General features: G+C 73.6%; 18 protein-coding genes. 8 read left to right on the top strand and 10 right to left on the bottom strand.

Annotated features, from left to right (window positions below):
• Positions 1-137 precede the first annotated feature (137 nt).
• On the top strand, positions 138-1,619 hold the full coding sequence (locus tag PZE19_RS28940) for a serine hydrolase domain-containing protein (protein ID WP_277864081.1): 1,482 nt from the start codon (positions 138-140) through the stop codon (positions 1,617-1,619).
• A 17-nt stretch (positions 1,620-1,636) separates the two neighbouring features.
• Positions 1,637-2,410, top strand: coding sequence for a hypothetical protein (locus tag PZE19_RS28945; RefSeq protein ID WP_277864082.1), 774 nt, complete (start codon positions 1,637-1,639; stop codon positions 2,408-2,410).
• A gap of 12 nt (positions 2,411-2,422) precedes the next feature.
• On the opposite strand, the gene PZE19_RS28950 is transcribed toward PZE19_RS28945, so the two are convergent.
• The 4 genes from PZE19_RS28950 to PZE19_RS28965 form a co-directional block, all read right to left on the bottom strand.
• Positions 2,423-4,285 (bottom strand): glycoside hydrolase family 32 protein, encoded by a 1,863-nt coding sequence (locus tag PZE19_RS28950; RefSeq protein WP_277864083.1) that lies wholly within the window; start codon positions 4,283-4,285, stop codon positions 2,423-2,425.
• Between the two features lie 76 nt (positions 4,286-4,361).
• Positions 4,362-4,916, bottom strand: a complete 555-nt coding sequence (locus PZE19_RS28955) for a GNAT family N-acetyltransferase (protein ID WP_277864084.1) — start codon at positions 4,914-4,916, stop codon at positions 4,362-4,364.
• Complete coding sequence (locus tag PZE19_RS28960; RefSeq protein WP_277864085.1) at positions 4,913-5,512, bottom strand: helix-turn-helix domain-containing protein; 600 nt, start codon at positions 5,510-5,512, stop codon at positions 4,913-4,915. The genes PZE19_RS28955 and PZE19_RS28960 overlap by 4 nt, the downstream gene beginning before the upstream one ends.
• Positions 5,513-5,588: 76 nt before the next feature.
• Positions 5,589-9,035 carry a serine/threonine-protein kinase gene (locus tag PZE19_RS28965; RefSeq protein ID WP_277864086.1) on the bottom strand — a complete coding sequence of 1,149 codons (3,447 nt, stop codon included), beginning with the start codon at positions 9,033-9,035 and terminating at the stop codon, positions 5,589-5,591.
• 503 nt (positions 9,036-9,538) lie between these two features.
• Here PZE19_RS28965 and guaB point away from each other — a divergent pair.
• From guaB to phoU, 3 genes are all read left to right on the top strand, one after another.
• Positions 9,539-11,047: an IMP dehydrogenase gene (guaB, locus tag PZE19_RS28970; RefSeq protein WP_277864087.1), complete on the top strand. Its 1,509-nt coding sequence runs from the start codon at positions 9,539-9,541 to the stop codon at positions 11,045-11,047.
• Positions 11,048-11,369: 322 nt separating this feature from the next.
• Positions 11,370-13,706 carry a hypothetical protein gene (locus PZE19_RS28975; protein WP_277864088.1) on the top strand — a complete coding sequence of 779 codons (2,337 nt, stop codon included), beginning with the start codon at positions 11,370-11,372 and terminating at the stop codon, positions 13,704-13,706.
• 253 nt (positions 13,707-13,959) lie between these two features.
• Positions 13,960-14,688 (top strand): phosphate signaling complex protein PhoU, encoded by a 729-nt coding sequence (phoU, locus tag PZE19_RS28980; protein WP_277864089.1) that lies wholly within the window; start codon positions 13,960-13,962, stop codon positions 14,686-14,688.
• Here the strand turns inward: phoU and PZE19_RS28985 are convergent.
• Positions 14,648-15,643, bottom strand: a complete 996-nt coding sequence (locus tag PZE19_RS28985) for a GNAT family N-acetyltransferase (RefSeq protein WP_277864090.1) — start codon at positions 15,641-15,643, stop codon at positions 14,648-14,650. The two genes, phoU and PZE19_RS28985, sit on opposite strands and share 41 nt — an antisense overlap.
• A 243-nt stretch (positions 15,644-15,886) precedes the next feature.
• On the opposite strand from PZE19_RS28985, the gene PZE19_RS28990 reads away from it, so the two are divergent.
• Entirely contained in the window at positions 15,887-17,986 is a 2,100-nt protein-coding gene (locus PZE19_RS28990; protein WP_277864091.1) for a hypothetical protein, read from the top strand.
• A 43-nt stretch (positions 17,987-18,029) separates the two neighbouring features.
• On the opposite strand, the gene PZE19_RS33290 is transcribed toward PZE19_RS28990, so the two are convergent.
• Positions 18,030-19,793 carry a cytochrome c peroxidase gene (locus PZE19_RS33290; protein WP_277864092.1) on the bottom strand — a complete coding sequence of 588 codons (1,764 nt, stop codon included), beginning with the start codon at positions 19,791-19,793 and terminating at the stop codon, positions 18,030-18,032.
• A 227-nt stretch (positions 19,794-20,020) separates the two neighbouring features.
• Between PZE19_RS33290 and PZE19_RS29000 the strand changes: the two genes are divergently transcribed.
• A complete protein-coding gene (locus tag PZE19_RS29000; RefSeq protein ID WP_277864093.1) occupies positions 20,021-21,379 on the top strand; it encodes a PP2C family protein-serine/threonine phosphatase in 1,359 nt (452 codons plus the stop codon).
• 86 nt (positions 21,380-21,465) lie between these two features.
• Here PZE19_RS29000 and PZE19_RS29005 read toward each other — a convergent pair whose 3' ends face one another.
• From PZE19_RS29005 to PZE19_RS29015, 3 genes are read right to left on the bottom strand one after another with little or no spacing between them, the layout of a single operon-like run.
• Positions 21,466-21,792: a type II toxin-antitoxin system RelE/ParE family toxin gene (locus PZE19_RS29005; protein ID WP_277864094.1), complete on the bottom strand. Its 327-nt coding sequence runs from the start codon at positions 21,790-21,792 to the stop codon at positions 21,466-21,468.
• On the bottom strand, positions 21,789-22,046 hold the full coding sequence (locus PZE19_RS29010; protein WP_277864095.1) for a hypothetical protein: 258 nt from the start codon (positions 22,044-22,046) through the stop codon (positions 21,789-21,791). The genes PZE19_RS29005 and PZE19_RS29010 overlap by 4 nt, the downstream gene beginning before the upstream one ends.
• Positions 22,047-22,097: 51 nt before the next feature.
• Positions 22,098-23,690: an MATE family efflux transporter gene (locus PZE19_RS29015; RefSeq protein ID WP_277864096.1), complete on the bottom strand. Its 1,593-nt coding sequence runs from the start codon at positions 23,688-23,690 to the stop codon at positions 22,098-22,100.
• A gap of 226 nt (positions 23,691-23,916) precedes the next feature.
• On the opposite strand from PZE19_RS29015, the gene PZE19_RS29020 reads away from it, so the two are divergent.
• A complete protein-coding gene (locus PZE19_RS29020; protein WP_277864097.1) occupies positions 23,917-24,597 on the top strand; it encodes a hypothetical protein in 681 nt (226 codons plus the stop codon).
• Positions 24,598-24,691: 94 nt separating this feature from the next.
• On the opposite strand, the gene PZE19_RS29025 is transcribed toward PZE19_RS29020, so the two are convergent.
• Entirely contained in the window at positions 24,692-26,383 is a 1,692-nt protein-coding gene (locus PZE19_RS29025) for a trypsin-like peptidase domain-containing protein (protein WP_277864098.1), read from the bottom strand.
• Positions 26,384-26,390: the final 7 nt, after the last annotated feature.

Below are 26,390 nucleotides of genomic sequence, written 5' to 3' on the forward strand. Positions count from 1 at the left end.
GGCCGCCTCGTCCCGCGAGGGCACCTCGATTCGCGACCGGGGGCCGGGCCGCCCCTTGATCGGCCTCGCGTCGACGCGTCCAATGGTTCGCGGCGTCGACGGGCGGAGGCGGGCGAGGTCGAAGGAGGGCTGGCGAGATGAAGCGGTCATGGCGGGCGGCGGTCCTGTGCGCGTTCGTGGGGGCGTCGGCCTCGGCTTCGGAGCCCCTGTCGCGGGGCGAGCCCGAGGCGCAGGGGGTGTCGTCGGCGGCGATCCGGGAGTTCGTCCTGGGGGCGGACGCGATCGACTCGTTCCACAGCGTGATGCTCGTCCGCCACGGCAAGGTCGTGGCCGAGGGCTGGTGGGCGCCCTTCGACGCCGAGACCCGGCACGCGCTCTTCTCGCTGAGCAAGAGCTTCACCTCCACGGCCGTCGGCCTGGCCGCCGCCGAGGGCAAGCTGAGCGTCGACGACCCGGTGCTCAAGTTCTTCCCCGAGGACGCCCCGGCCGAGCCGAGCGCCAACCTCAAGGCGATGCGGGTCAGCGACCTCTTGCGGATGTCGACGGGCCACCAGGACGAGCCCAAGCGGCCCGACGACCAGGTCTGGACCAAGGTCTTCCTCGGCCACCCCGTGCCCAACAAGCCCGGCACCCACTTCCTTTACAACACGTCGGGCACGTACATGGCCTCGGCCATCGTCCAGAAGGCGACCGGCCAGACCGTGCTCGACTACCTCCGCCCCCGCCTGTTCGACCCCCTGGGGATCGACGACCCCGAATGGGGCGCGAGCCCGCAGGGCGTCTCGCTGGGCGGCTACGGCCTGAGCGTGCGGACAGAGGACATCGCCAAATTCGGGCAGCTTTATCTGCAGAAGGGTCGATGGAACGGCAAGCAGCTCGTCCCCGAGGCCTGGGTCGCCGCGGCGACGAAGCTCCAGACCTCCAACGGCAGCAACCCCAAGAGCGACTGGGAGCAGGGCTACGGCTACCAGTTCTGGCGGGCCCGCCACGGCGCGTACCGGGGCGACGGCGCCTTCGGCCAGTACTGCGTCGTCATGCCCGAGCAGGACGCCGTGCTGGCCGTCACCAGCGCCGTGAAGGACATGCAGTCGGTCCTCGACCTCGCCTGGGACCGCCTCTTGCCCGGCCTCAAGAAGGACGCGCTGCCCCCCGACCCGGCCGCCCGCGAGGCCCTGGCGCAGGCGCTCAGGAACCTCAAGATGAAGCCCCCCGAAGGGGCCGCCGCGCCCGGGTCGTCGGTGAAGGCGGTCGGCCGGACGTTCGCGTTCGAGCCCAACCCCCGGAAGCTCGAAGCCCTGCGCGTGGAGCAGGGGGGGGCGAACGAGGGCTCGATCACCCTGGTCCTCCGGGTCGACGGCGCCGAGCGCCGCATCCCCTGCGGCCGGGGCGAGTGGACGAAGTCGCGCGCCGCCGTCGCCGGCTTCCCCGAGCAGCCCGCCGCCGCCGCGGCCGCCTGGACGGCCGACGACGTCCTGACCGCCAAGGTCGTCCTCGTCGAGTCCCCGTTCAACGTCACCTACCGGATCAAGTTCGAGGGCGACCGCGTCACCGTCGACCCCGAGGTCAACGTCGCCTTCGGCGCGACCCGCGGGGCCCCGCTCGTCGGCAAGGCGGAATGACGGGGCGACCCGAAGGCATGGCGACGACCGGGGGCGTCCCCGAGCCCGAGACGATGGTGATCGGGCCGTTCCCCGGCTTCTGGGGGGCGTTCGTCCCGAGCTGGCGGGCGCTCGGCCTGGCGTTCGCGCCGACGGCCCTGATCGCGGTCGTCGACGGCCTGGGCTTGCTCGATCGGGCGTTCCCCGCGCCGGGGGGCTCGGGCGTGCCTCCGTGGAAAGGCCCCGCCTATCTCTCGAGCCTGCTCCCCATCGCGGGGTTGCTGGTCTGGATGGCCCGGACGGTCTCCTGGGGGAGCGGGACCTGGCGGATCGAAGCGGCAGGCGTCGGCCACACGCCGCCGAAGGGAGAGCCGATCTTCCTCGGCTGGGAGGACGTGGAGCAGGTCCGACTGCGGGGCCCCGCGATCGTGTTGCGCGGACGTGGCGGCCGTATCGCGATCCCCGCGATGATCGAGCATCCCCGGCGGCGCGAACTGCATGCGCGGGTCGAGGCGCGGCTCGCGCCCCACTTCGACCTGGCGCCCCGACCGCGATTCCGTCTCCCGCGGTCGTTCGGCGACGCCCTGCGGATGCTGGCGCGGGCGCTCGCCGGGGCGACGCTGGTCTTGGCGGGATTCTTCGTGCTGAGCCTGATGCAGGACTTCGGCGCCCCGCGCGGCGGGTGGATCGGCCGCACGGTCGTCATGACCTGGATCCTGGCCGGCCTCGCGATCATCCCGGCGGCGTCCCGGGAATCCGACGCCGCATGGATTTCCCGCAGGCCGGAGCCTCCCCGCCCCCCGATCGGGTGAGCGGCACCCGGGCTACTTCGCAGCCCGGCCGTCCCAGATGCCCTCGAGCCGGAACACCGAGAGGGCGCGGATCGTCGCGGGGCCGCCGGCGGCCTCGAAGGCGACCTCGTCGCCGGCGGGGAGGAAGCACGTCGACGTCGACGCCTCGCCGTGGTTCGCGAAGGCCTCGATCGAGGTGCGGTCGATCAGGACCTCGACGGCCTCCAGGTCGCCCGCGACGGCCTGGGGGCCGGACTTGCAGGCGATCGAGCGACGGCCGAGGACCAGGGGGACGCCGCGGATCCGCAGCGTGAGGGTCGCCCCCTCGGGGACGGCGACGTCCATCTTGATATGCAGCGCGTCGCCCGGCTCGTCGAGCGCGAGCCGCTCGCCGGCCTGGAGGATACGGGCCTCGAACTTGCGCTCGTCGCGATGGAGCGTGGCGATCTCGCGCACCGGCTCGCGGAACAGGCGGAGGCCGGCCGGCGTGGGCCGCAGCGTCAGCTCGCGGGGGAACGTCACCTGCTGGTTGAACGGCATGTCGGGATAGGCCCCGCCCCGCATCCAGGCGGCCTGGATGCGGCGGCCGTCGCCCGTCTCGACGTTCCCCCAGGTCTGCGTCGCGTAGAAGTTCGGGCCGCCGTCGGACTCGAACTGCGCCGTCTCCTCGCGGAACTCCGAGCCGTCGAAGCTCCCCAGCGAGTAACGGCCGTCGCCGCGGATCAGGGCCCATTTCCTCGTCGCGGGGTCGCCGGCGACGGCCAGCTCGAAGAAGTCGGGGCATTCGAAGCTGTTCGCGATCGGCCGCTTCTCGTCCTTCCAGTCCAGCAGGTTGTCGGACGTGAGGACGTGGTACTTGTCCTCGCCATACATGATCATGACCCATTTCTGAGTGGGCTTGTGGCGGAAGACCATGGGGTCGCGCTCGGGCTTCACGAGGACCGGGTTGCGCGGGCCGTACTTCCAGGTGCGGCCGTGGTCGAGGCTGAACGCGATCCCGTGGCTGCGGTTGTCGTTGCGGGTCCAGAACGCCACCATCGGCGGCGTCGCCGGGTCGGGCGACAGGCCCGAGCTGTTCGCGTAGTCGACGACGCAGGTGCCGGACTGCACGCCGACGTCGAGCGCCTCCTCCCAGAAGGCCGGCTCCAGCTCGGTCCAGCGGACGAGGTCGCGGCTGACCGCGTGGATCCAGCACTTGTTCCAGCGCTGGGCGAAGAGGTGGTATTCGCCGTCGTAATAGACGAGGCCGTTGAGGTCGTTGAGCCAGCCTTCCTCGCGCATCCCGGGGTTGAGCCGATCGACGGTCCACTGCCGCGCGGTGAAGTGGAATCGGGGCCGGTGGTTCTCGCGGTACAGGGGCTGCGCGACGACCGGCGGCCGCTCGGGCCGGTCCGTCTGGACGACGTGGTCGACGTTGACGTGGCCCCAGTCCCCGCTCGCCCGGTCCACGACCCGCACCCTCGCCTCTCGCCCGAGGAACGGGGTCACGTCCCAGCTGCAGGGGCGGAGCAGGTCGCTGTTCGCGCCGGTGGCGCTGCGGACGACCTTGCCGTCGACGACGAGGTCCAGGCAGGTGTCCCTCTCGAACGAGCCGCCGCCGATCACGAACGCGATGAAGCGGCGCTCGACCTGGAAGGGCGGCGACGTGAGCGTCCCGACGGGGCCGTCGCCCGCGAACTCGCTGCTGGCGACGCCGTCGCCGCGGACGCCCGCGATCTCCAGGTCCGCCGCCTTCGCCCCGAGCGCGGGGCCGGACCCGAAGGCCGTGCCCGACGCCTCCCACGGGGCGTGCGCGGCGGCCTCGAACTCGCCGATGACGACGTCGGGGGCGGAGGCCGGCGGCTGGGCGCAGGCCGACAGCAACGACAGACCCAGGGCCAGCGTGGAGAGGGGCACGGCGAGGGCTCCGATCGGGACGCGGCGGGGAGGAGGCCCGCCGCTCCCCGGCGCGGCCTCGGCACGAACCGGCATCCTAGCACGGCGCCGCGGGCCCCACAATTTCCCCGAGGTCGCGGTAGTAGAAGGTCGTGCTGCAGGGCCCGCCCCGGGGCATCAGGGCGTAGCCGGGGACGTCGCCCACGCGCACCCAGCCCAGGCGTTCGTACAGCCGGGCCGCGTCGCCGCCCGTGACGGCGTCGAGCACCAGGAGCGTCCTGCCGCAGTCGCGCGCGACGGCCTCGGCGGCCCGCATCAGCGCCGTCCCCAGGCCCCGGCGACGCGCCCGGCGGTGGACCAGCATCTTCGCCAGGTCGGCGCGGTGGGGCTGGTTCTCGGGCAGGTCGAGCACCAGTTGCACCGTGCCGCACGGGCCGTGCTCGTCCTGGGCCACCAGCAGCGCCCGCTCGCCCGCGGCCACGCCCCGCGCCACGCGGCGCCAGAACGCCAGGGCCCGGTCGCGCGTCAGCGGGTGCATGAAGCTCACCGACGCGTCGCCTTCGACGCAGTCGATCAGCAGGTCGGCGAGCCCGTCGACCATCGCGTCGTCGAGCGTGAGCAGGCGTCGGGGGGGCGGCTCGGTGGTGCTCATGGCTTCGCCGGGGGCTGGGACGCGATCACCACGGCGTAGCGCGCGGGCTCTCGCGTGGGGTTGTGGAACATGGTGGGGCGGTCGAGCTGCATGGCCAGGCAGTCGCCCTCGCGCAGGCGGTAGCGCTCGTCGCCGACCGAGACGTCCATCGCGCCTTCGAGCAGCCAGACCTGCTGGTGCACGATCGCGTCGCGGCCGCCGTTCTCGAAGGCCACGCGGCCCCCGGGCGGGAAGTGCACCTCGACGATCTGCATCGGCTGCGGCGCGCCCGGCGGCGAGACGTTGCGCCGGAGGTAGCCCGAGGCCGGGTCGCGCCACTGCGGCTGGTCCTCCCGCCGGGCCAGCGGCCCGCCCGAGGATCGGGCCGCGGCGGCCGGTGCGTCGAACAACGAGGCCAGCATCACGCCCAGGCCCCCGGCCAGCTTCTCCAGCACGACCGCCGTGGGGCTGGTCTCGCCGCGCTCGACGAGCGAGATCGTCGACCGGCTCACGCCGCTCTTGGCGGCCAGCCCGTCGAGCGAGAGGCCGCTCGCGGCGCGCAGCTCGCGCACGCGGTCGGCGATCCTCCGGTTCAGGTGGGACGCGACGTCTTCCATGTCGGCGAGTTTCCAATATGCTGGAATCGTCGTCAAGGCACCCTCGCCGATTCCAGGATGATGGATCCGCCCAGGTTCAGGGCGCGGCGAACAGGTCGTCCGGGAGGGTGCGGGCCGCGAGTTCGGCGCGGAGGGCGCGGAAATCGGGGCGATGGCGGAGGGGGGCGAAGGCGGGGTCGTCGAGGGCGGCCGCCAGGCGGACGCCGTCGGCGGACTCGGGCCGGGCGGCGGCTTCGCGAAGCGCCGCGATCGCGCGGTCGGCCCGGCCGGCGTCGGACCGGGCGTACACGCGGGCCAGGGCGGCGAGGTCCTCGGGGGTCGTCGGCCGCGCGGCGTCGGCGATTTGGAGGGCCTCGGCGACGCGTCCGCCGCGGGCGAGGGCCTCGGCGCGGCCGAGCGCCAGGGCCTCGCGCGAACGCGCGGGGGCGAGGCCGATCGCGCGATCCCAGTCGGCCAGGGCGGCGGCGAGGTCGGCGGGCTCCTGCGCCGCCAGGGCGCGGGCGTGCGAGGCCAGGACGTCGGCCACGTCCTCCTCGGACGTCGCGTCGCGGCGGGCCTCCAGCGTGCGCCCGGCCGTCGCCAGGGCCCGGTCCAGCTCGGCGAGGCCGGCCCGCGCCCGGTCGCCTTCGGGGTCGGCCCACGACCGTCGCACGAGCAGGTCGCCCAGCCGTCGGCGGGCGTCGGCGACGCCTCGGGGGACCTGGCGGTCGTCGGGCTGGGCGGCGGAGAGCCGCTCGAACTCGGCGGCGGCGGCGCGGATCAGGGGCTCGGCGGCGTCGCAGCGGCCGGCCTCGGCCTCGACGTCGCCGAGGGCCAGCCGCACGTTGGCGCGTTCGAGGGCGGCGGCCAGGTTGTCGGGCTGGGCCGCGGCGAGCCGGTCGAGCGTCGCGACGGCCGCCCTCAGCAAGACGCGGGCGCGGTCGGTCGCGCCGGCCTCGGCGAGGATCCGGCCGAGGAGCCCCTCGTCGGCCGCGACGCGGACCCGCCGCAAGGGGGCGTCGTCGCGGGCCAGCAGGTCCCTCCCCAGGGCGACGACCTCCTCCTGGCGCGCCAGGGCCTGGCCCATGCGGCGGGCCTGGTACGCCTGCGTCGCCGCCTGCGAGGCCGCGTCGTAGCGGCTGGCCCGATAGAAGAGGACCTCGGGATGCTCGGCGACGATCCGGTCGAGGATCGCGATCGCCCGGGCGGTCGCCGCCTCGGCCGGGGCGTCCTCGCCCAGGGCGGCCCGGCAGCGGGCGAGGCTCATGAGCGTCGCGGCCAGGTCGTGCTGGTAGAGCGGGACCGCGCCGTGGTCGCGGGTGAGCCGTTCCTGGATGGCCAACGCCTCTTCGAAGCGGGGGAGGGCGTCTCGGGTCCGCCCGGTGTCGAAGAGCGAGCCGCCCACGTTGTGGAGCGAGGAGGTGAGCCTGCGGCGGTAGCCGACGTCCTCGGGGTGCTGCGAGCAGAGCCTGCGGCGGTCGGCCAGCGAGGCCCGGTACGCCTCCAGGGCGCGGTCGCGGCGGCCGTACGCGGCGTACATGTACCCCAGGTTGTTGCGGGTGCCGGCCAGGTTGTCGAGGATCTCGGGGCTGTCGGGGTGGTCGGCGAGGACCTTCTCGCGCACGTCGATGGCGAGCCGGTAGTCGGCCTCGGACTTCTCGAAGTCGCCGGCGTCGCAGTCCATGTCGCCGAGGAAGTGCAAGACGCTGGCGCGGTCGTCGACGTCGCGGGGCTCGGCGGGGAAGTCGCGCGCCAGGCGGTTCGCCGCGTCGAGGGCCGCCGCGAGCGACGCGCGGGCGTCGGCGGTCCGGCCGGCCTCGATGAGCACCGGGGCGAGCTTGATCCGGCCGGCGACGACGATGCGCAGGCCCTCGGGGTCGTCGGGATGCTCGGCGGCCAGGCGGTCGCCGACGTCGAAGGCGCGGCGGTAGGCCGCGACGGCCTCGTCGGTCGTGCCGACCTGGGTGGTGACGTCGGCCAGGGCCAGCAGCGAGCGGCCGAGCGCGGCGCGGGCCCCGGGGTCGTCGCCCCGGCCCGACTGCAGGTCGTCGGCGAGCCGCCGGTAGAAGTCGAGCGGGGCCCGCAGGAGCGACTTGCGCAGCTCGGCCAGCTCGGGCCGCTTGAGCAGCACGTCGCCGCCGGCCCCGACGTAGTAGCGCTCGATCGCCTCCATCGCCAGCCCGAGCCGGGCGTCGGCGTCGAGCAGGTGCCGCTCGGCCCGCCGCCACTGGACGACGACGCCGACGCCGCCCAGGACGGCCGTCGCGGCCAGGGCCAGCAGCAGCGCCGCGACCGCCGGCCGGCGGCGGCACCAGAGCCAGGCCCGCCGCGCCGGGCTCGAGGGCCGGGCCAGGATCGACTCGCCCGCCCGGTACCGCCGCAGGTCCTCGGCCAGGGCGTCGGCGCTGGCGTAGCGGCCGGCGGGGTCCTTGGCCAGGCACTTCAGGCAGATCACCTCCAGGTCGCGGGGGACGCCCCGCCGCCATCGCGACGGCGGCGGGGCCTCGCCGTGGACCACCTGGAGCACCGTCTCCCACGCCGTGGCGCCCCGGAACGGGGGCCGGCCCGCCAGGAGTTCGTAGAGGATCGCCCCCAGCGCGTGGACGTCGGCCGGGACGCCGACGCTGGCGCCCCCCTTGGCCTGCTCGGGGGCCATGTAGCTGGGGGTGCCCAGCACCTGCCCGGTCTGGGTCAGGCCGCTGTCGGTCCCGACCTGCTTGGCCAGGCCGAAGTCGGTGATCTTGGGCCCGGCCGGCCGGGAGCTTCCGCTCGCCGGGCCGGCGATCAGGACGTTGGCCGGCTTGAGGTCGCGGTGGACCACGCCGCACTGGTGAGCCGCGTGGACCGCCCGGGCCAGCGTCTCGGCCAGGTCGGCGGCGTCCTCGGGGCTGCGCGGGGCCGCGGCGATCGACTCGGCCAGGGTGCCCCCCTCGACGTACTCCATCGAGAAGAACGGGCGGCCGTCGACGACGCCGACCTCGTAGATCTGGACGATGTTGGGGTGGTGCAGCCGCGCCAGGCTCTCGCCCTCGTTGCGGAACCGCAGGACGTCCTCGGGCCGGCCCCGGCCGCCGAGGACCATCTTGAGCGCGACCATGCGGTTGGCGTGCGTCTGGCGTGCGAGGTAGACGACCCCCATCCCCCCGCGCCCCAGCTCGCGCTCGATCCGATACCCCGGCGGGTCGACGGGCGTGAAGTCGCCCTCTCCGCCCCCGCCGCCGACCCAGGTCCCGATCCCCCCGCCCTGGGGCGCGTCCAGGGTCGGTCCCGACGGCGGAGCCGACCAGGACGAATCCAGGGTCGCGTCGTCGCCGAGGGTCGCCGCCGGATCGTCCTCGGGGGGGCGGCCGAGGGTCCCTTCGAGCGGCGCCTCGGCGGGGCCGCCGTCGACCGTCGGCTCCCCGTCCCGGGACGACCGCCGCTCGCGGGGCGTCCCCTGTCCTTGAGTCTCGCCCTGGGCCGAGGTCCACGCTTCCATATCGATCACCGTCGAGCGGGTGCGTTCATGGGAAAAGCCGACCTTCTCCGCGATCGGACCGGCCACGGGGACGGGGGCCTCGCGAGCACCGTCCCGACACGCCTCGCGTCCGAAAATGCGGGCGGGCGACTCCGCGGAAATTCATGAGACCATGATTCATCACAGGGTACAGGCGTCACGGAGAAAAATAAAATCAAATCATCTCGCCCGAATGGTTCGGGGGCGTCTCCGACGCCTTGATGGGACGCCTGGCCGCCCGTCGACCCTGGCGATTCCCAGGTCCAAGAGGTTTGGGCGAAATGAGGGTTATGGATGGAAACGAAGGGGTGCCGCCGATGGCCGGCCACGGCGGCCGGCGGGGGCCGACCGGATCGGTTGGCCTTGTCGATCCGGGCCGGGTCGGGTTTAATGTCGAAGGAAAGGCACCAGAACCTCCCGACCTCGATCGACGACCCGGGCCCGACCAGAATCCACGTCTCGTCCGTTCGCATTCGTCGATCGTTCAAGAGCGCGCCGCGTCGTGCGGCGTGTTCGGCCTGCGGGTCGGGCTTGAAGCGGAGCTTTTCCCGATGCACGACCGCATCGCCTATCAAGGCATCACCTTCGACGACGTCCTGCTCGAGCCGGGATACTCCGAATACCTCCCCCGCGAGGTCGACGTCCGCACCAACCTGACGACGCGGATCGCCCTCAACATCCCGGTCCTGTCGTCGCCCATGGACACGGTGACCGAGGCCGAGCTGGCGATCGCGCTGGCGCAGGAGGGGGGCCTGGGGGTCATCCACAAGAACATGTCGATCGAGCAGCAGACGCGCGAGGTCGACAAGGTGAAGCGGTCGGAGAACGGCATCATCGTCGACCCGATCACGCTGCCGCCCGACGCCACGGTCGGCGAGGCCCGCCAGATCATGGGCGGGCACAACATCTCGGGCGTGCCGATCACGGTCAACGGCCGGCTCAAGGGGATTTTGACGCGTCGCGACCTGCGGTTCCTGGAGTCGAACGACCTCCGCATCGAAGAGGTCATGACCAAGGAGAACCTCGTCACCGCCCCGGCCGACACCAGCCTGGTGGAGGCCGATCGGATTTTAACGAAGAATAAGGTCGAGAAACTGCTGCTGGTTGACGATGAGTATCGACTGAAGGGCCTCATCACGATCAAGGACATCGACAAGCTGCACCGCTACCCCAACGCCTGCAAGGACGCCCGCGGGCGGCTGAGGGCCGGGGCGGCGGTCGGGGTCCACGACTACGAGCGGATCGCCTCGCTCCTGGAGGCCGACGTCGACGTCCTGATCGTGGACTCGGCCCACGGGCACAGCAAGAACGTGGTGGAGACGGTGCGGAGGATCAAGCGCGAGTTCGAGATCCAGGTCGTGGCGGGGAACGTCGCCACCGCCGAGGGGGCGAAGGCCCTGGCCGACGCCGGGACCGACGCCGTCAAGGTGGGGATCGGCCCGGGCTCGATCTGCACGACGCGGGTGGTCTCGGGCGTGGGGGTCCCCCAGCTCACGGCGATCGCCGCGGCGGCCAAGGCCCTGGGCGGCTCGACGCCGATCATCGCCGACGGCGGGATCCGCTACTCGGGCGACATCACCAAGGCGATCGCCGCGGGCGCCCACTGCGTCATGATCGGCGGCCTGTTCGCCGGCCTGGCCGAGAGCCCCGGCGACACCATCATCTACCGCGGCCGGAGCTTCAAGACCTACCGCGGCATGGGCTCGCTGGGCGCCATGGCCAAGGGCTCGCACGAGCGCTACCGCCAGGAGGCGGCCAAGCCGGCCGACGGGGCCAAGGCCGCCCCCCCCCAGAAGCTCGTCCCCGAGGGGGTCGAGGGCCGGGTGCCGTACAAGGGGCCGCTCTCCGATTACGTGTTCCAGCTGGTGGGGGGCCTGCGGGCCGGGATGGGATACTGCGGGACGAAGACGATCGACGACCTCCGCACCAAGAGCCGGTTCATCCAGGTGACCGCGGCCTCGGTGCAGGAGGGCCACCCGCACGACATCGCCATCACCCAGGAAGCCCCCAACTATTCGAGCTACAGCGGCGAATCCGAAGGGGGCCGGGTCTCGGCCTGAGGCCGCGAGCCTCCGGAAAAGCCGCCGCGGGCGTCGGGAAGGCGTCCGCCCACGTCGTCCGTTTGAGATCTCAAGGTTCGTCGCAGTCCAGGTCCGGTCTCGAGTGAATCGCGAGGCGTCGGGGACCGGAATCGATCCGGCCCGCGGCGCCGGTTCCCCCGAAGGGAATCGTGGGAAGCAGCATCGACGGTGTCCGATCCGGGCCGGCGCGCGGCAGACGCGCCGTCGGCCGGGGTCCGTTGACGAGCCGGCGCGTCGGGGCCGGGGGGCGACCCCCCGTCTCGGGTGCGCCGCGCGTTCCAGGAAAGCAAGGAGGCGTGGCTTGCGTCGCACAACCTCGGCATTGACCACGACGATCTTCGGGGCCGTGCTCTCGGCCTCGGCGGTCTCGGCTCAGCAGTCCCCGCCGCCGGCGGGCAACGCGTCCGGGGCCGGCCCCGGCGCGGCCGCGGACGCCGATTCCGGCTTCGGCATGGCCGCCGCGCGAGGCGCCCGGCACCTCCTGCGCAACGGCCTGGACTACATCGATTACCAGGAGTTCGACCGGGCGCTGAAGTACCTCCGCGAGGCGGAGAAGCGCCAGGCCGAGCTCAACGAGCCCGAGCGCGTCAAGCTCAAGCAGGCCATCGAGCGGGCCCAGCGCGGCACCCGCGAGGCGATCGGCTCGGAGCGGCCGTACGCGCTCAGCCGGCGCTCGCTCCGCTCCGGCGGCTTCGCCCCGGCCGAGGCCGCCGAGCCCGTGATGGCGTCGGCTTCGAAGTCGAAGTCCAGGTCCAAGGGCCGCCCCGCCGCCTCCCGCGAGGGGGACGACCGGGCCGAGCCGATCCAGCTCGCCGGCGCCGAGGTCCCGGCGCCGAGCGGACGGACGCGGTCCCGCGTCGCGTCGGCCCCGGCGCCGCTGCCCGAGATCCCCCTGGGGCCCGAGGCCCCACGCCTGGCCTCCGCGGCGAAGCCGGAGGAGGCGGACGACGCGCCGCCGGCGATGCCGTCGGCGGCCCCGGCCGTGACCCGCATCGAGCCCGCCGCGCCCGGCCCTCAGCCGATCGCGACGACGAGCGCCCCGGCCGTTTCCGAGTCGCCGGCCCCCGCGCCCGAGGATCGGGCCGCCGCCCTCCAGGCCCAGGCCGACCTCGCCTCGCCGTTCCCGACCCTCGACGCCGCGCCGAGCGTCGACCCGGCCGTCACCCGCTCCCGCAACGCCCGGCCCGCCGCCCCGGAACCGACGCCCGAACCCGCCGCGGCCCCGGCCCCGGCCGACGAGCCCGCTCCGGCCCCTGCGTCCGCCCCGGCCCCGATCGAGGAGCCCGCCGCGGCCCCGGCGCCCATCCAACTGGAACGGCCCGAGGACGTGCCGGCCCAGAAGCCGCCCGAGGCCGTCCCGATGGCCCCCGCGCCTCGCGGAAGCGCCACGGTCCTGCCCGCCCTGGAGCCCGAGCCCGCGTCGGCGCCGGCGCCGGCTCCCGCCGCCGTGCCGGTCCCGACGCCCGAGCCCGAGGCCCCGGCGCTGAAGACCGAAGCGCCGGCCATGCCGACGCCCGCGGCCCAGCCCGCCGCCCCGGCCGCCGAGCCGGTCGCCCCCGCGGCCGAGCCTGAACTCCCGGCGGGCCGGCTCGACGACCCGGCGCTGGACCTCCCGGCGCTGCCGGCCGACCTTCGCGACCGCGACGACGCCGCGGCGATCGCGCCGCCGCCGGCCGAGGCCGCCGACGACCTGCCGCCGCTCCCCGGCGACGCCCCCAGCGCCGCGTCCGTCCCCGAAGCCATGCCTGAGCCGGCCGCCGCGCCGACGCGGCCCGCCGACGTCGAGGCCCAGGCCCCGCCGGCCGCCGCGCCGACCCCGCCGCCGGCCGCCGAGCCCGTCCCGACCCAGGAGCCCACCCCGGCCGCCGCGGTCGAGGAGAGCCTGCCCGCCCCGGCGTCCGAGCCGGCCGCCGCCCCCGAGCCGGCCGCCGCGCCGACCCCCGTCCCCGACTTCGCGCCGGCCCCGGCGGCCTCGTCGTCGGGCTCGGGGTTCGTCCCCAGCCGCGGCGCCCCCCGCTCGACCCTCTCCCCCGAGCTGGAACGCCGGGTCGAGGAGGTCGCCCGCAAGCAGGAGGACGAGGCCCGGATCGCCCGCCAGGCCGCGTCGCCGGCCGGGCCCGACCGCGACCCCGACGCCGCCCGCGACCTGTCGTCCGACACCCGGACCCAGACCCAGATCGACATCAGCCGCGCCCCCAGCCCGGCCGAGGCCCGGCCCATCAGCGCCGTGCCCGTCCCCGAGGACTGGGTCCCGCTCGGCGCCCGGACCTGGAGCCCCCAGCGCAAGTACTGGTCCGCCGCGGCGACCTGCCACCTGCCGCTGTACTTCCAGGACCCCATGCTGGAACGCTACGGCCACAGCGTCGAGAACTACCTCGGCCCCCACGGCCGGTTCCTCGCCTACCCGGTCGACAACCACAAGCAGAGCACGCAGCGGAACCAGATCGCCCAGCCGTTCGCGTCGGCCGGCATGTTCGCCTTCCAGATCCTCACGCTGCCCTACGCCCTGATCGTCGATCCCCCGTGGGAGGCCCAGTACGACCTGGGCTACTGGCGGCCCGGCGACAAGATCCCGACCGACATGTACTACCTCCCGCTCCACGGCACCGGACCGCCGCTCAAGGGCATGAGGTACTGAGCCGACCCCGGGAGTCGACCCGGGCTGGAGACGGAACGCAGGCCCCCGAGAGTCCCCAGGCTCTCGGGGGCCTTTCGCGTTCGAAACCGCGGCCGGAAAGGGCCCACATTTGGCCGTGGGAACATGGGCTCATCATCTCGATTGTGAATTCCTGATAAAGCTTCAGGAACGTCCGTTGTCGACGGTGGCGTCATCCCGTACCCTTTCCATTGAGGCGATGCGCAGCGCGGCTTTCAGCGGGGGGACGGTGAGGATGTACGACGATCCGAAGGTGGCCGCCGCACCCTCGCCGTGGACCTGGGACGAGCCCCGGACGTCGGTCGGGCGGCACTTCCTGCGCGACCTCGAAGGGCTGTGGGCCGACGTGCTGCGGCTGGCGGCGGTCGTCGAGGAGGACCTGGAGCGGAGCATCCGGGCGCTCTGCGACGGCTCGGTCGGCCTGGCCGCCGAGATCCGCAGCCACAAGCCGGACGTCGACCTCTGGGAGGTGACCCTGGAGCGCGAGTGCGTGCGCGTCCTGGCGCTGCACCAGCCGGTGGCCTCCGACCTGCGGCGGGTGGCGGCCGTGCTCAAGATCAACGGCGACCTGGAACGCCTCGCCGACCTCGCCCGCCACATCGCCAAGCGGGTGGGCAAGCTCGCCGCCGATCCCCGCGCCTTCCCGGTCCCCCAGCCCCTGGAGAACCTGGCGACCGCGGCCCTCGGCCAGGTCCGCCGCGGCCTCGACGCCCTGACCCGCGCCGACGTCGTCCTCGCCCAGCAGGTCATCGCCGCCGACCGGGGCGTCGACCACGCCTATCGCTCGGTGGTCGCCAGCCTGAAGCGCGACATCGTCGCCGACCCGGCCCGCGCCGACGCCTGGCTCCGGTTCGTCAGCACGGCGCGGAACCTCGAACGGATCGCCGACCACGCCGCGCGGATCGCCGAGGTCGTCCTCTACCTCAAGGAAGGGGCGGCCCCGGCCCCGGACCGTCGGCCCTGAGCCCGCCTCGCGAGAGCACCGCGAGATGTACGGCGCGGCGGTCGAAGGGGACGAAGCCGGTCGCGCGGTAGAGCCGGACGGCCGGATCGTTCCGCGCGTCGACCGCCAGCTCGATCGCCTCGGCGTGCGGCCGGGCCGCCTCCAGGGCGTGCGCGACCGCCTGGGCGCCGAAGCCGCGCCCCCGCGCCCGGGGCCTCAGGCCGAGGTACACGACCTCCCAGGCGTCGCGGTCGGGCGAGGCCGCCAGCAGCAGCACGGCGACGGCCTCGGGGTCGTCGGGCGCGAACCCCAGCCGCCAGCGGTCGGGGTGGTGGCCGGCCGCCCCGCGGTGGCCCTCCAGCACCTCGTCGATCGACCGCGCGCCCTCGATCTCGGGCATGTCGAGGCTGCCGGCGTAGGTGGCCTCCAGCGCGTCCCGCAGCGCGGGCTCGCCGACCTCGTCCAGCCCCCGCCAGGCGAGCCGGGCCGCCGCCGGCCGGCGGGGGGCCGCCAGGGGCGTGGCCGTCTCGCGCCGCAGGTAGACCAGCTCCGTCACCCGGGGCATGCCCCCCCGCGCCAGGTCCGGCCCGCCTCGAGGGTCGGCCGATTCGTCGAGGACGGCCTGGGCGATCGCGACGCCGTCCCCGCGCAGGGCGTCGAGCGCGCCCCGGACCAGGGCGGCGGCGACCTCGGGCCGGTTCCAGACCGCCGTCGTCTGCGGCGCCCAGACCGCCGCCGCCCGCCCCGGCAAGACCTGGGTCAGCAGGGCCCCCACGAGCCGCGGCGACGACCCCCAGCCGGCCTTGCGGGCGATCCAGAGCCCCGAGAGGTCCACCCGCCCCGTCCGGTCGTCCTCCAGCGCCTGGGCGACCAGCGCCGAGCGGACCCGCCGCTCCAGGCCCTGATACAACACCTCGAGCGCCGGCCCGCGGTCCCCCGCCGGGCATCGCAGAATCTGCAGGTTCGACGCGGCCATCGACGCCCCCCGCACCCACCGCGACGGCGCCGGACGACGGCGCCCCCAGCGCGGGCTCCTTCATTCTACCCCCCCCGGGCCGCGCCGCCGCCGTCGGCCGCGAAAGGCCGGGTCCACGACCGTTGCCGCAAGGCCCAACGATGATATCATGATGGTTGTCGTGCGCCCGACGAAGCGACCGAGCCCAGGCCGATCTTCCCTGTCGGATCACCTCGATCGCGCGACACGCCGAGGACATGCATCATGACGACGCTGGTGCGTTTGCGGACCGTGACCGAAGGGCGAGGGGGGGGCCGGGCGTCCGCGCGCCGGCGGCGACGCGTCCTCACGCTGGAACGGCTGGAAGCCCGGGAGGTCCTGAACGCATCGATCGCCATCGACGCCGACGGCGGGCTCACGTATCGCACGGAGGAAGATGGGGCCCACGATCGGGTCCGGATCTCGGTCGCGGGCGACGTCTACACGTTCGCGTCCGACCAGGTCATCGAGCTGGTCGAGAACGCGGCGGGGCTGGAGGTCGACGACGGGACGTTCACGGTCTCGGTGAAGGGGATCAGCCGCCTGGCGATCGACGCCCGCGACTCCACGGGCCGGGTCCTGCTGGCGTCCACGAACGTCCCGACGTCGATCCACGCCCTCCTGGCGATGACGGACGTGCAGCTCGGGGACGGGGCGAGCCCCGAGGGCCTCACCGCGCTGACCGCGCCCATCACTTACACGTCCGACACGGACATCGGCCGCATCGGCCTCGTCGACAGCGGGTCGACCCGCGCCGCGGACTACGTCGTGGCGAGCGATTCGATCGCCGCGACGGGCGGATTCGGCGGCCTGACGTTTTCCAGGGTCTTCATGCTGACCGTCGAGGGGGCGAGCACCGAGGCCGGGGGGACGTCGAACTATTACGTCCCTTACGTCCCCGGGATGAGCACGGTCGACGTCCACTCCCACGGCCAGGCCGGCAGCCGCAGCGTCTTCACGGTCGACCCGGAGACCTCGTCGGACACCGGGGGAGTCGGCCTCATCGGCAGCAAGGGGACCGACGAGATCCTGGTCGGGCGCACCCCGTCGCGAATGCTCATCGCCAGCGGCGGCGGGCATTCGACCGTGACCCTGTCGGACCACGGCTCGACGGCCGGGATCCGCCACCCGATCCTCTTCCGCGAGCTCGGCGGCGGGACCATGGACCTCGTCGTGGACGACTCGGCGGGCGACGTCCCGCGGGATGCGACCTTCCGCGTCGCGACGAACGGCCTATGGGCCGACAGCCTGGCCCTGGAAGGTTTCGGCGGCGAGGGCGCCGTCCTCTTTTTCTGGATCGGGGCGGGGATCGACTACCGGGCGCCCCGCGGCCTGGACAATTCGCTGACGGTCGGCGGCGAACGCGGCGGGTTGGCGACCAACTCCCTGGTCTATGACGGCGGGTCGTACGAGGGGTCCGGCTCGTCGAGCCGGCTCACGCTCGTCGGCGCCCCGTCCTCGACCCTCATCTACGACCGCGAGGTCCACGCGACCGCGGGCCCGGACGCCGGCGAGATGACCTATGAATACACCCCGACGTGGACCCAACTGCCGACGGTCGTTCAGCGGGTCGCCTACCGCGGCGTCGCGGGGGGCGGCGTCGTCGACCTGATCCCCGCGGTCGACTACGTCCTCGCCTACCGGGGCGGGCCCGACCCGGGCGTGGCGATCTCGGCCGGGGCGTCGCCCGGGACGCTGACGATCGCCTCGCGGTCCACGCCGCCGGCGTTCGCCGCGACGACCGTCGCGAACAAGACGAACGTCACGGTCGACACGAACGGGACGCAGGACGACCACGCGACCCTCGTCGACTACGCGGCCGGCGACCCCGTCCTCGGCCTGGCGTCGCTGACGATCGTCACCAGCCCGAACGACGCGGTGGCGACGACGGCGACCCCCCCCGGGGCCGCTTTCGCCGTCGAGACCACGGCGGATCCCCGGCCCGTCGTCGTGGCCCCGCCGCCGGAGTCGACGACGGTCGAGCCGCCCCCCGCCGAGCCCGTGGCCGTCGAGCCCGCGCCGCCCGCCTCGCCGCCGGCCGTCCCCGCGCCGATCGTCGAGACGCCGCCGGCCGCGCCGGTCGTCGTGGAGCCGACGGCCCCCGCCCCCGCGGCCGACTCGCCGGCCCCTGCACAAAACGTCGGCCTCGGTCTCGCGACGCGGTTCGGGACGAGGCTCCGCACGAGCGACGCCGGGCGCGCGTCGACCCCGGGCGACTCGCCCGCCCTGCGCTTCCGCACCGCGAGGCTCGCCCAGCTCGCCGCCCTCCGCCTGCGCCGGGCCGAGCGGATCTCGGCCGCCCGGGCGTGGCTGCACCACGCCTGAACGAGCCAAGCCCTCGATTCGGCTTCCGGTCACGGCGGCGGGGTCACAACGACTTCAGGAACGCCGTCAGGTCGGCGATCTCGTCGTCGTCGAGGTCCGCGTCGTCGGGGTGCCGGACGCGACGGAAGAGGTCGGGGAGGGAGCGGACGGAGCCGTCGTGGAGCAGGGCGGGGAGGCGGCCGACGCCGCGCAGCGAGGGCGGGTTGAAGTCGTGGTTGCCGACGGCGTCGGCCAGGCCGACGTCATAGCTCATGGGGGTCGTGTAGAGCGGGGGCGCGTGGCAGGCGTCGCAGCGCCGGCTCTCGAAGGTCGCGCGGCCCCGCGCGACGGCGGCGGCGTCGGCCGGCTCGTCGGGGGCGGGGGGACCGAGGGTGCGGAGGTAGGCGACGAGGGCCTCGACCTGCCGGGGCGTCGGCTCGGGCCCGCGCATGGTGGTCGTCAGGGACCTGTGCAGCTGGTCTTCGAGCCGGCGGACGTTCCCGAGCCAGCCCCAGGGGCCGGTCTCGGCGGCCCCCAGCAGCGAGGGCGTCCGCTTGGCCGCGCCGTAGGAGCCGTCGCCCTGGGTGTCGGCCGTCACGCCCGCGGCGTGGCCGTCGGTGTGGCAGGTCTGGCAGCTCATCCAGCCGTCCTCGGAGAGGCTCGCGTCGCGAAACAGGGCCGCGCCCTCCTCGACGAGCGAGGCCGGCCTGCGGCGGCCGTCGATCCCGGCGTCGGCGGAGAGGGCGATCGTCGCGGCGACCTTCCCCGCGCCCAGGTCGACGACCGTGATCGCGTCGTCGAACGCGTCGGCCGTCCAGGCCGTCGTCGCGTCCGCGTCGATCGCGATCGCCGACGGCCCCCGGCCGACGTGGAACCGCTCGTAGGGCTCGCCCAGGGCCAGGGCCGAGACGATCTCGTCGGCCCCCGCCATCGCGACGACGGCCTCGCCCCGCGGGCCGAACGCCAGCGCCGAGGGATCGGCCGAGCCCCGGCCGACGAAGCTCAGTCCGACCGTCTTCGCGTTCTTCAACAACGCCTCGTCGGTCGTCGCGGGCGATTTCAGGTCCTCGATCCGGACGAGCCGGATCCAGCTCCGCACGACGAGTCCCCACTCGACGTCCTGGCGCGAGGTGCGGGCGGTCGACGAGGCGTTCTGCGCCAGGATCGCCAGGCTGCGGCCGTCGGGGGCGATCGTCAGCCCGCGGAGGTTGTGGTCGGGCAACGTCCAGACGCGTCGACATGCTTTCGCATCCAGATCGACGAGCGCGAGCCGGCCGCCGAACGCGTCGGCGACGACCGCCGAGACCGGCCCGCCGCCCGGCAGCACGGCCGCCTCGCGCGGGCTGAACGGCAGGTCGAGCGTCGCGACGACGCGCAGGCCCTCGGGGCCGTCCCACGCCACGAACGTCGCCGCCCGCGACCACCGCGAGAGGACCAGGGCGCGGCGGCCATCGCCGAAGACCGCCGCGCGGACCGGGTCGGCCGCGACCGCGACGGAGCCGGCGCGGCGGATCTCGCCTTCGCGACGCTCCACCAGCACGACCTCGCCCGCCTCCGGGTCGACGGCCAGCCAGGCGTTCGGGTCGGCCGTCGCGCGGAGGTCGGCGAGGCCGCGGCCGACGGCGAATTCGCCCTCGACGCGACGCCCCTTGACGTCCACCACCGAGATCGTGCCGGTCCCCCGGTTCGCCGCCAGCAGCCGCGCCCCGCCGTCGACGAGCAGCATCGCCTCGGGCCGCCGCGGGGCCTCGGCCCAGGCGTTGCAGGGCCAGGCCGCGAGGATCGCGAGGAGCGCCGCCCGGATCGATCCGCCGATGGTCGCAGTCACGCCGAACCCCCCGCCTCGTCTTCGGGACCTCGCATCCGCTCCCCTGGATTCTATCCGACCTCGCCGGCGCGGTTCACCCCGATCCGGGGACCGCCGAAGTCGCGTGGGAGGCGGATGATGCGTCGACCGCCTCGGGGCGGGCCGGCTCCGGCGCCCTTCCCCCCTCGACCGGCCCCGTAGAATGGTGTCGAATTCGAGGATCGACCGAACGAAGCGAGGGTCCCACAATGTCTTCCATCGAGAGTCCGGCCTCCGCGGCGGGATCGCTCCCCATCGACCCGCCGGCCGCCGAACCGGCCCCCGCCCCCTGGGGGTCGAGCGACTGGCAGACGCGGCTGGCCGAGGTCGCCGAGCTGATGCGGGAGATGAGCACGCACGACGACCCCCAGGAGATGGTGCGCAGCTACGGCCGGCGGGTCCGCCAGATCATGCCCTCGGACCGCTGGATCTCCATCAGCCGCCGCGGCCTGGAGTACCCCAAGTACCGCATCACCCGGTCGAGCCTCTGGAGCGAGGAGATCAACCCCTGGAAGCAGCCCGAGAAGCTCCCCGTCTTCGAGGGGGGGCTGCTCGCCGAGCTGATCTACGCCGACCAGCCGCGGATCATCGACGACATCCGCGACCTCGTGAAGCCCGACGAGCCGGCCGCCGAGCACCTGGACGGCCAGCGGTCGCTCATGGCGATGCCGCACTACGACCGCGGCGTCGGCCTCAACATGGTCGTCGCGCTCCGCGACGAGCCCGCCGCGTGGGAGCCCGAGCAGTTCCCCGAGCGGTACTGGATCAGCAGCCTCTTCGGCCGCGCCACCCAGAACCTCGTCCTGACCGAGCGGCTCAAGCAGGCGTACGAGGTGGTCGACCGCGAGCTGCGCGTCGTCGCCGACATCCAGCGCTCGCTGCTGCCCAAGAAGCTTCCCGAGATCCCCGGCGTCGAGCTGGCGACGTACTACCGGACCTCGCAATGGGCCGGCGGCGACTACTACGACTTCTTCGAGCTGCCCGACGGCCGCTGGGGCTTCCTGATCGCCGACGTCAGCGGCCACGGCACCCCTGCCGCGGTCATGATGGCCATCCTCCACAGCCTCTCGCACGGCCACCCGGGCCATCCCGACCCGCCCTCGGCCCTGCTGAAGCACGTCAATCAGCGGCTGGCCTCGACCTACACCGCCGAGAACGAGGTGTTCGTCACCGCCTTCTACGGCATCTACGACCCGTCGAACCGGACGTTCTCGTACGCCTGCGCCGGGCACAACCCCCCGCGCATCCGCCGCTGCTCGCAGGGGACGGTGATCTCGCTTGAAGACGTGGGGGGCCCGCCCCTGGGCCTGTTCGAGGACCTCGACTACGACGAGTCGTCCGTGACGCTCGTCCCCGGCGACTTCCTCGTCCTCTACACCGACGGCATCACCGAGGCCATGAACGCCCGCAGCGAGCAGTTCACCCCCGACCGCCTCGACGCCATCCTCGGCCTCTGCTCGCTCTCCGCCAAGCAGATGGTCGACGCCATTTTGGAAGGCATCGACGGCTTCACCGAGCACCTCGACCCCCACGACGACCAGACGTTGGTGGTGGCCAAGATTTCGTGATGAGAAGGTCGGCGTGGAGGCCGGGGCGACGCCGCCGTTTCAAGTGGCAAGGGGACGTCGAGCCGGCTCTACGGAAGGCCCCCCTTCTAGGATTCGAGTTCCTCCGGCCCGACGGGTCTTTCGCCCGGAGCGCGGACGGCGAGGCCCCTCACCTTGTCGCCCTGTATGGTGAACAGGGCGCGGTACGGGCGACCTTTGAAGACCCTGAAGAGGAGATGTCGCACCTCGCCGGGGAAATGGCGATCCTCGTAGGCGAGGCCGCAGGAGAGCGGGAACGATTCGAGGCGCGAGAGGGCCTCGAAAAATCGCTCCGTGAGCCTGCCGACGCCGTCGGGCCGTCGTTCGTCGAGCGATGCGGCGAGCCGATCGAGGTCGGCCACGGCCCTCCGCGTCAATTCGATCTCATCGTTCATGGCAGCGGCGGCAGGCCGTACTTCTTGCGAAGCTCGTCCAGGGCCGCCCGCACGGGCGTGAGCCGGCCGGCTTCGATATCGGCGAAGCCTTCCTGGATCGCTTCGAGGGTCTCTTTCCGCTCCTCCGCGCCCTGGTTCTCGATCTCCCAGTGCGTGAGGGCCTCGGCGAGAGTTAGCTCGTCCGATTCGGACGATAGCTTCTCGTCGATGAATCCCTTGAAGGCCTTCAGGTCGTTGAAGCGTTCGGTCGCCATGCCTCACCTCCCCTCGACCAGGATTACAGCAGCGGAAGGGCTTTCGGGCTCTCACCGCCTGCTCAGCTTCGCCCGGAGCTGGGCGAGGTCGTCGCGGCCGGTGGGGGTGAGGGCGTAGCCGACGAGGTAGGCGAGCGCGCCGACGGAGAGGTGCAGGAGCAGGGGGGCGGCGCGGGTGGCGAGGGACGTCCCCGGGAAGGTGACGGGGAAGGCCAGGTTCAGCAGGCCGACGGCGGCGATCAGGGCCGCGGCGCCGGCGAGGGGCGGGCCCAGGGTGCGGCGGAGGAACACGCGGGGGTCGATCGCCAGGACCCGCGAGACGTAGACGCCGGGGATGATCAGGTTCGAGAAGAAGGTCGTCACGACCGTCCCCCAGATCACGCCCGCCACGCCGATCTGCTTCGTGAGGTAATAGCTGATCGGCAGGTTCACGATCGCGCCGCCGAGCGCCGCCAGGGCGATGACCGGGATCTTGTTGAAGCCGATCGCCATCTGCACCGGCACCGACAGGATCAGCGGGATCGCGGCGGTCAGGAAGAGCCGCATCAGGGGCGCGACCTCGGCCGCGGGGCGGCCCAGGCGGTCGCCGACCCAGAGCGTCAGGAAGGGCGAGGCGTAGAGGAAGCCCAGCAGGCCGATGGGCAGGATCGACGCGGCGTGCATGCGGGTGCCGTCGTACTTCACCCGCTCCAGGCTGCGCTCGTCGCGGGCGGCGACCAGGCTGGCGACGGCGGGCATCACCATGTAGGCCAGCATCCAGCCCGTCTGGCGGAGCTGCAGGAACGGCTTGCTCACCACGTCATACACCGCGTTCGCCTGGCCGGGGTCGGGGATCACGAAGCCGAGGATCGTGGCGTCGATCTTGTCGGCCAGGATCACGCTCACCTGCATGAGCGCCATGTAGAAGCTGACGTGGCCGAGCGCCTTGTAGTCCTCCCAGCGCGCGCCGCGGAAGCTCAGCGACTGGCCCAGCTCGCGGGTCATCACCCAGACGGCCGGCCCCAGCGAGAGCCCGACCTGGATCGCGGTCTGCATCACGACGACCCAGAAGAACGGCACGCCGCTCTTGAGCCCGATCAGCAGCGCCAGGAAGCGGAGGATCGTGATCGCGAACTCGATGCGGGGGATGAACTCGTACCGCCTCGCGGCCTGCAGGACGCTCGACACCACGACCGAGAACCCGTAGCACGGCGAGGTGACGACCTGGATCCAGAGCAGCTTGACGATGAGGTCGTACGACGGGTGGCCGCGGTATTCCGAGAACGGCAGGGCCAGGTAGGCGATCGCCAGCAGGGCGACGATCTGCACGAAGGCCGTCGCCGTGTAGAAGGTCAGGCCGCAGGCGACGGTCCGGTCGACGCCCGCCTTGTCCCCCTTCGTCCAGTATTGCGAGATCTGGCGCTGGAGGGCCGAGCTGACGCCGAACTCGAAGAGCATCTGGAGGAAGCCGAAGTTCCAGGCGAAGCTGTAGGCCCCGAGCTGGTCCTTGCCGATGGTCTCCAGGATCAGCCGGGTCGTCCAGAGCGAGAAGACGATCTGGAGCGGCACCCGCAGCGCGAGCCAGAGCGTGCCGTTGAAGAGGCGGCCCAGGACGGGGGGCAGGGCGCGCTGGGCCGGCGCGGGGATCGTGGATGCCGTGCTCACGGGGTCCTTCCTGGGCGGCGGCGAAGACAATCCGGTCGCGCTCCGCATGGGGTGACGAGAGGGCCGTATCTTAGCCGCCCCCTCCGGAGGTCGGAACCCCAATTCCGTCGACCCCCGGCCCCGAGACTTCCCCGCCGCGGGCCCGGGATTCCGGTGGTATCACGGCGACCGATGGCTCAGAATCCACCTTCCGGCCGATCCCGCACCTTCATGAGGGACTCCCGCCATGATTCCGCGAAGTCTCGTCTCGGTCGCGTACGTCCTCCTGCTCGGCGGCCTCGCCCCCTGGCCGGCCGCCGCCCAGGCCCCCCCGGACGAGGACGTGGAACAACGGTTCGACGGGTTGCTCGCGGCGGCGAAGCGGGATCCCGAGAAGGCGGACTGGGTGCGACTGCGACGCTCCTTCGCCGAGACGAAGCGCTACCGACCCTACCACCGCGAGTGGAAGGAGGAACTCGTCAAGATCGGCGTCGCCCTCGACGGCGAGGACCCGAAGGCGGCCGAGGCGGCCCTCGACAAGCTGATGGAGCGCGAGGGGTGCATGCGGATCGACGCCCACGCCCTGGCGGCCTCCCACTACGCGAAGACCGGCCAGGAGGAGAAGAACGCCTTCCACACCCGTTGCGTCGAAGGCATCGCGGGCACGCTCTTCGTCCCGGGGACCGGGAAGAGTTTCGAGAAGCCGATCGAGGTGCTCTTCATCGAGGAGGAATACCTGTTCCTGGGCTCGCTGGAGCTGAAGGCGGAGCGCCAGGGGCTGGCGGTGCACGAGGGCCGCCGGTTCGACGTCTTCGAGATCGAGGCGAAGGGCGGGGGCGGGCCCGTGAAGTACTATTTCAACGTCGACCTGCCCTGGAAGTCGCTCGGCAAGACGTTCAGGCCGGAGGCGAAAGGGGAGGTCGATTAGGCCTCGCCCCGAGGCCGTCGGGGACGCGTAGTTCGCCGAGGCGGGGGCTCGGTCGAGGCCGGGCCCGACCCGGATGAACCCGGAGAGGCTCCGTTCAGGGGGCGTCCGGCGTCGGCTCCGCGGGGGGTTGCGGAGGGGAGGCGGAGGCCGGGGCGTGTTCCAGGCGTTCGAGGCGGCGTTCGAGCTGGTCGATGCGATCGAAGACCGCGCGGGGGAGCGTGATCTGCAGCTCCTCGGCGCGGGGGGGCGGGACGACGTCGCCCACGGGCTTGGGCTCGGGTCGGCCGGCGGGCGCCGGCTGCGCGGCCGGCGGCGTCGGCACGGCGACCACGGCGGACGTCGGGATCACGACGGGGGACGGGGACGTCGCCGGCTTCTCGGCCTTCGTCGCCAGGGCGGGGGGCGTCGCGGGGCGGGGGACCTCGGGCCGGCGGGAGGTCTGGATCCAGACGCTGCGCTGCTGGCGCTGGGGGCCGTCGCCGCGGACGACTTCGAGGCGGACGAACTTCTCGGCCGGGGTGCGGTTGAGGCGTTCGGTGAAGTCGAGGGCGGAGCGGGTCGGGCGGCCGTCGAACGAGACGATGCGCTCGCCGGCCTGGAGGCCCCCCCGGGCGGCGGGCGTGTCGGGGAGGACGTCGCTGAGGGCGGCGCCCTCGGGCCCGGCGGCGTCGCCCGGATCGGGCTCGAGGCGGACGCCCATGTAGGCGCGGTCGACCCGGCCCTGCTCGCGGAGCTGCGAGGCGATCCAGAGGGCGTCGTCGGCGGGGATCGCGAAGCCCAGGTCGTTGCCGCGCTCGGGGGCCTTGTCTTCGGACTGCGAGGGGGGGGCGAGGCCGCTGCGGATCAGGCCCAGCCACTGGCCGCGGTAGTTCACGACCGCCGCGCCGCTGTCGCCGGGGAAGAGCGGGGTCTGCACCTGGATCAGGCCGTTGAGCTGGAGGTCTTGAAGCTTCAGCGAGCGGTTGAGGCCCGAGACCTGGCCCCGGCTGACCGAGTGCCCCAGGCCGAACGGGTTGCCGACGACGAAGACCTGGCCCCCCAGGGCGGGCCCCTCGACGGCGGTGCGGATCGACCGCAGGACGCCCGCGGGGATCTCCAGCAGCGTCAGGCCGGTCTCGGGGTCGGCGGCGACCCAGCGGGCGAGGTGGCGGCGGCCGAAGGCGTCGCGGGCCACGATCGGCGACGGGCCGCCGCCGGGCTCGCCCGGGGGCGTGGGGGGGCGGTCGATCCGCACCGAGAGCACGTCGCCGCGGCGGCCGTCGACCACGACCCCCACCGCCGCCCGGCGCGCGTCGGCGGGGCCGCCGGCCGCCGTGTACTCCAGGGCCAGCACCGATTCCCGGGCCCGGCTCATGCCGGCGGCCATCCGCCGCTCGAGCCGCTCCATGGCCGCGAACAGGGCCTCGTCGTCCTCCTCCTCGCGCTCGCGACGGCCGCCCGCGAACGCGACGCCGCTCTTGGCCGAGGCCTCCGCCGACGAGAGCGAGCGCGTCGACGATCCCGACGCCGCGGCGGGATCGGTCGGCGGCGAGGAGGACGCGGGCGGGCCGCTCGCGTCCGTCGAGGTCGACTTCCCCCCGGTCGCCGGGGCGATCTTGGGGCCGTCCGCCAGCGCGCCCGACGACTTCAGCCAGCGGGCGAACAGCGCGTGCTCCTTCGACTCCCCCGTCGTCGCCGGCGCGGGCGGGCGTCGCGAGGTCACGGCCAGGGCGAGCGCGGTGAAGAACAGCCCGCTGGCGAACCAGAGGATCAGGCGGTTCCGGACCGAGGCGTCCCGAGTGTCCATGAAGTTG

Origin of the sequence: Paludisphaera mucosa, from assembly GCF_029589435.1 — a bacterium.
Classification (GTDB): domain Bacteria; phylum Planctomycetota; class Planctomycetia; order Isosphaerales; family Isosphaeraceae; genus Paludisphaera; species Paludisphaera mucosa.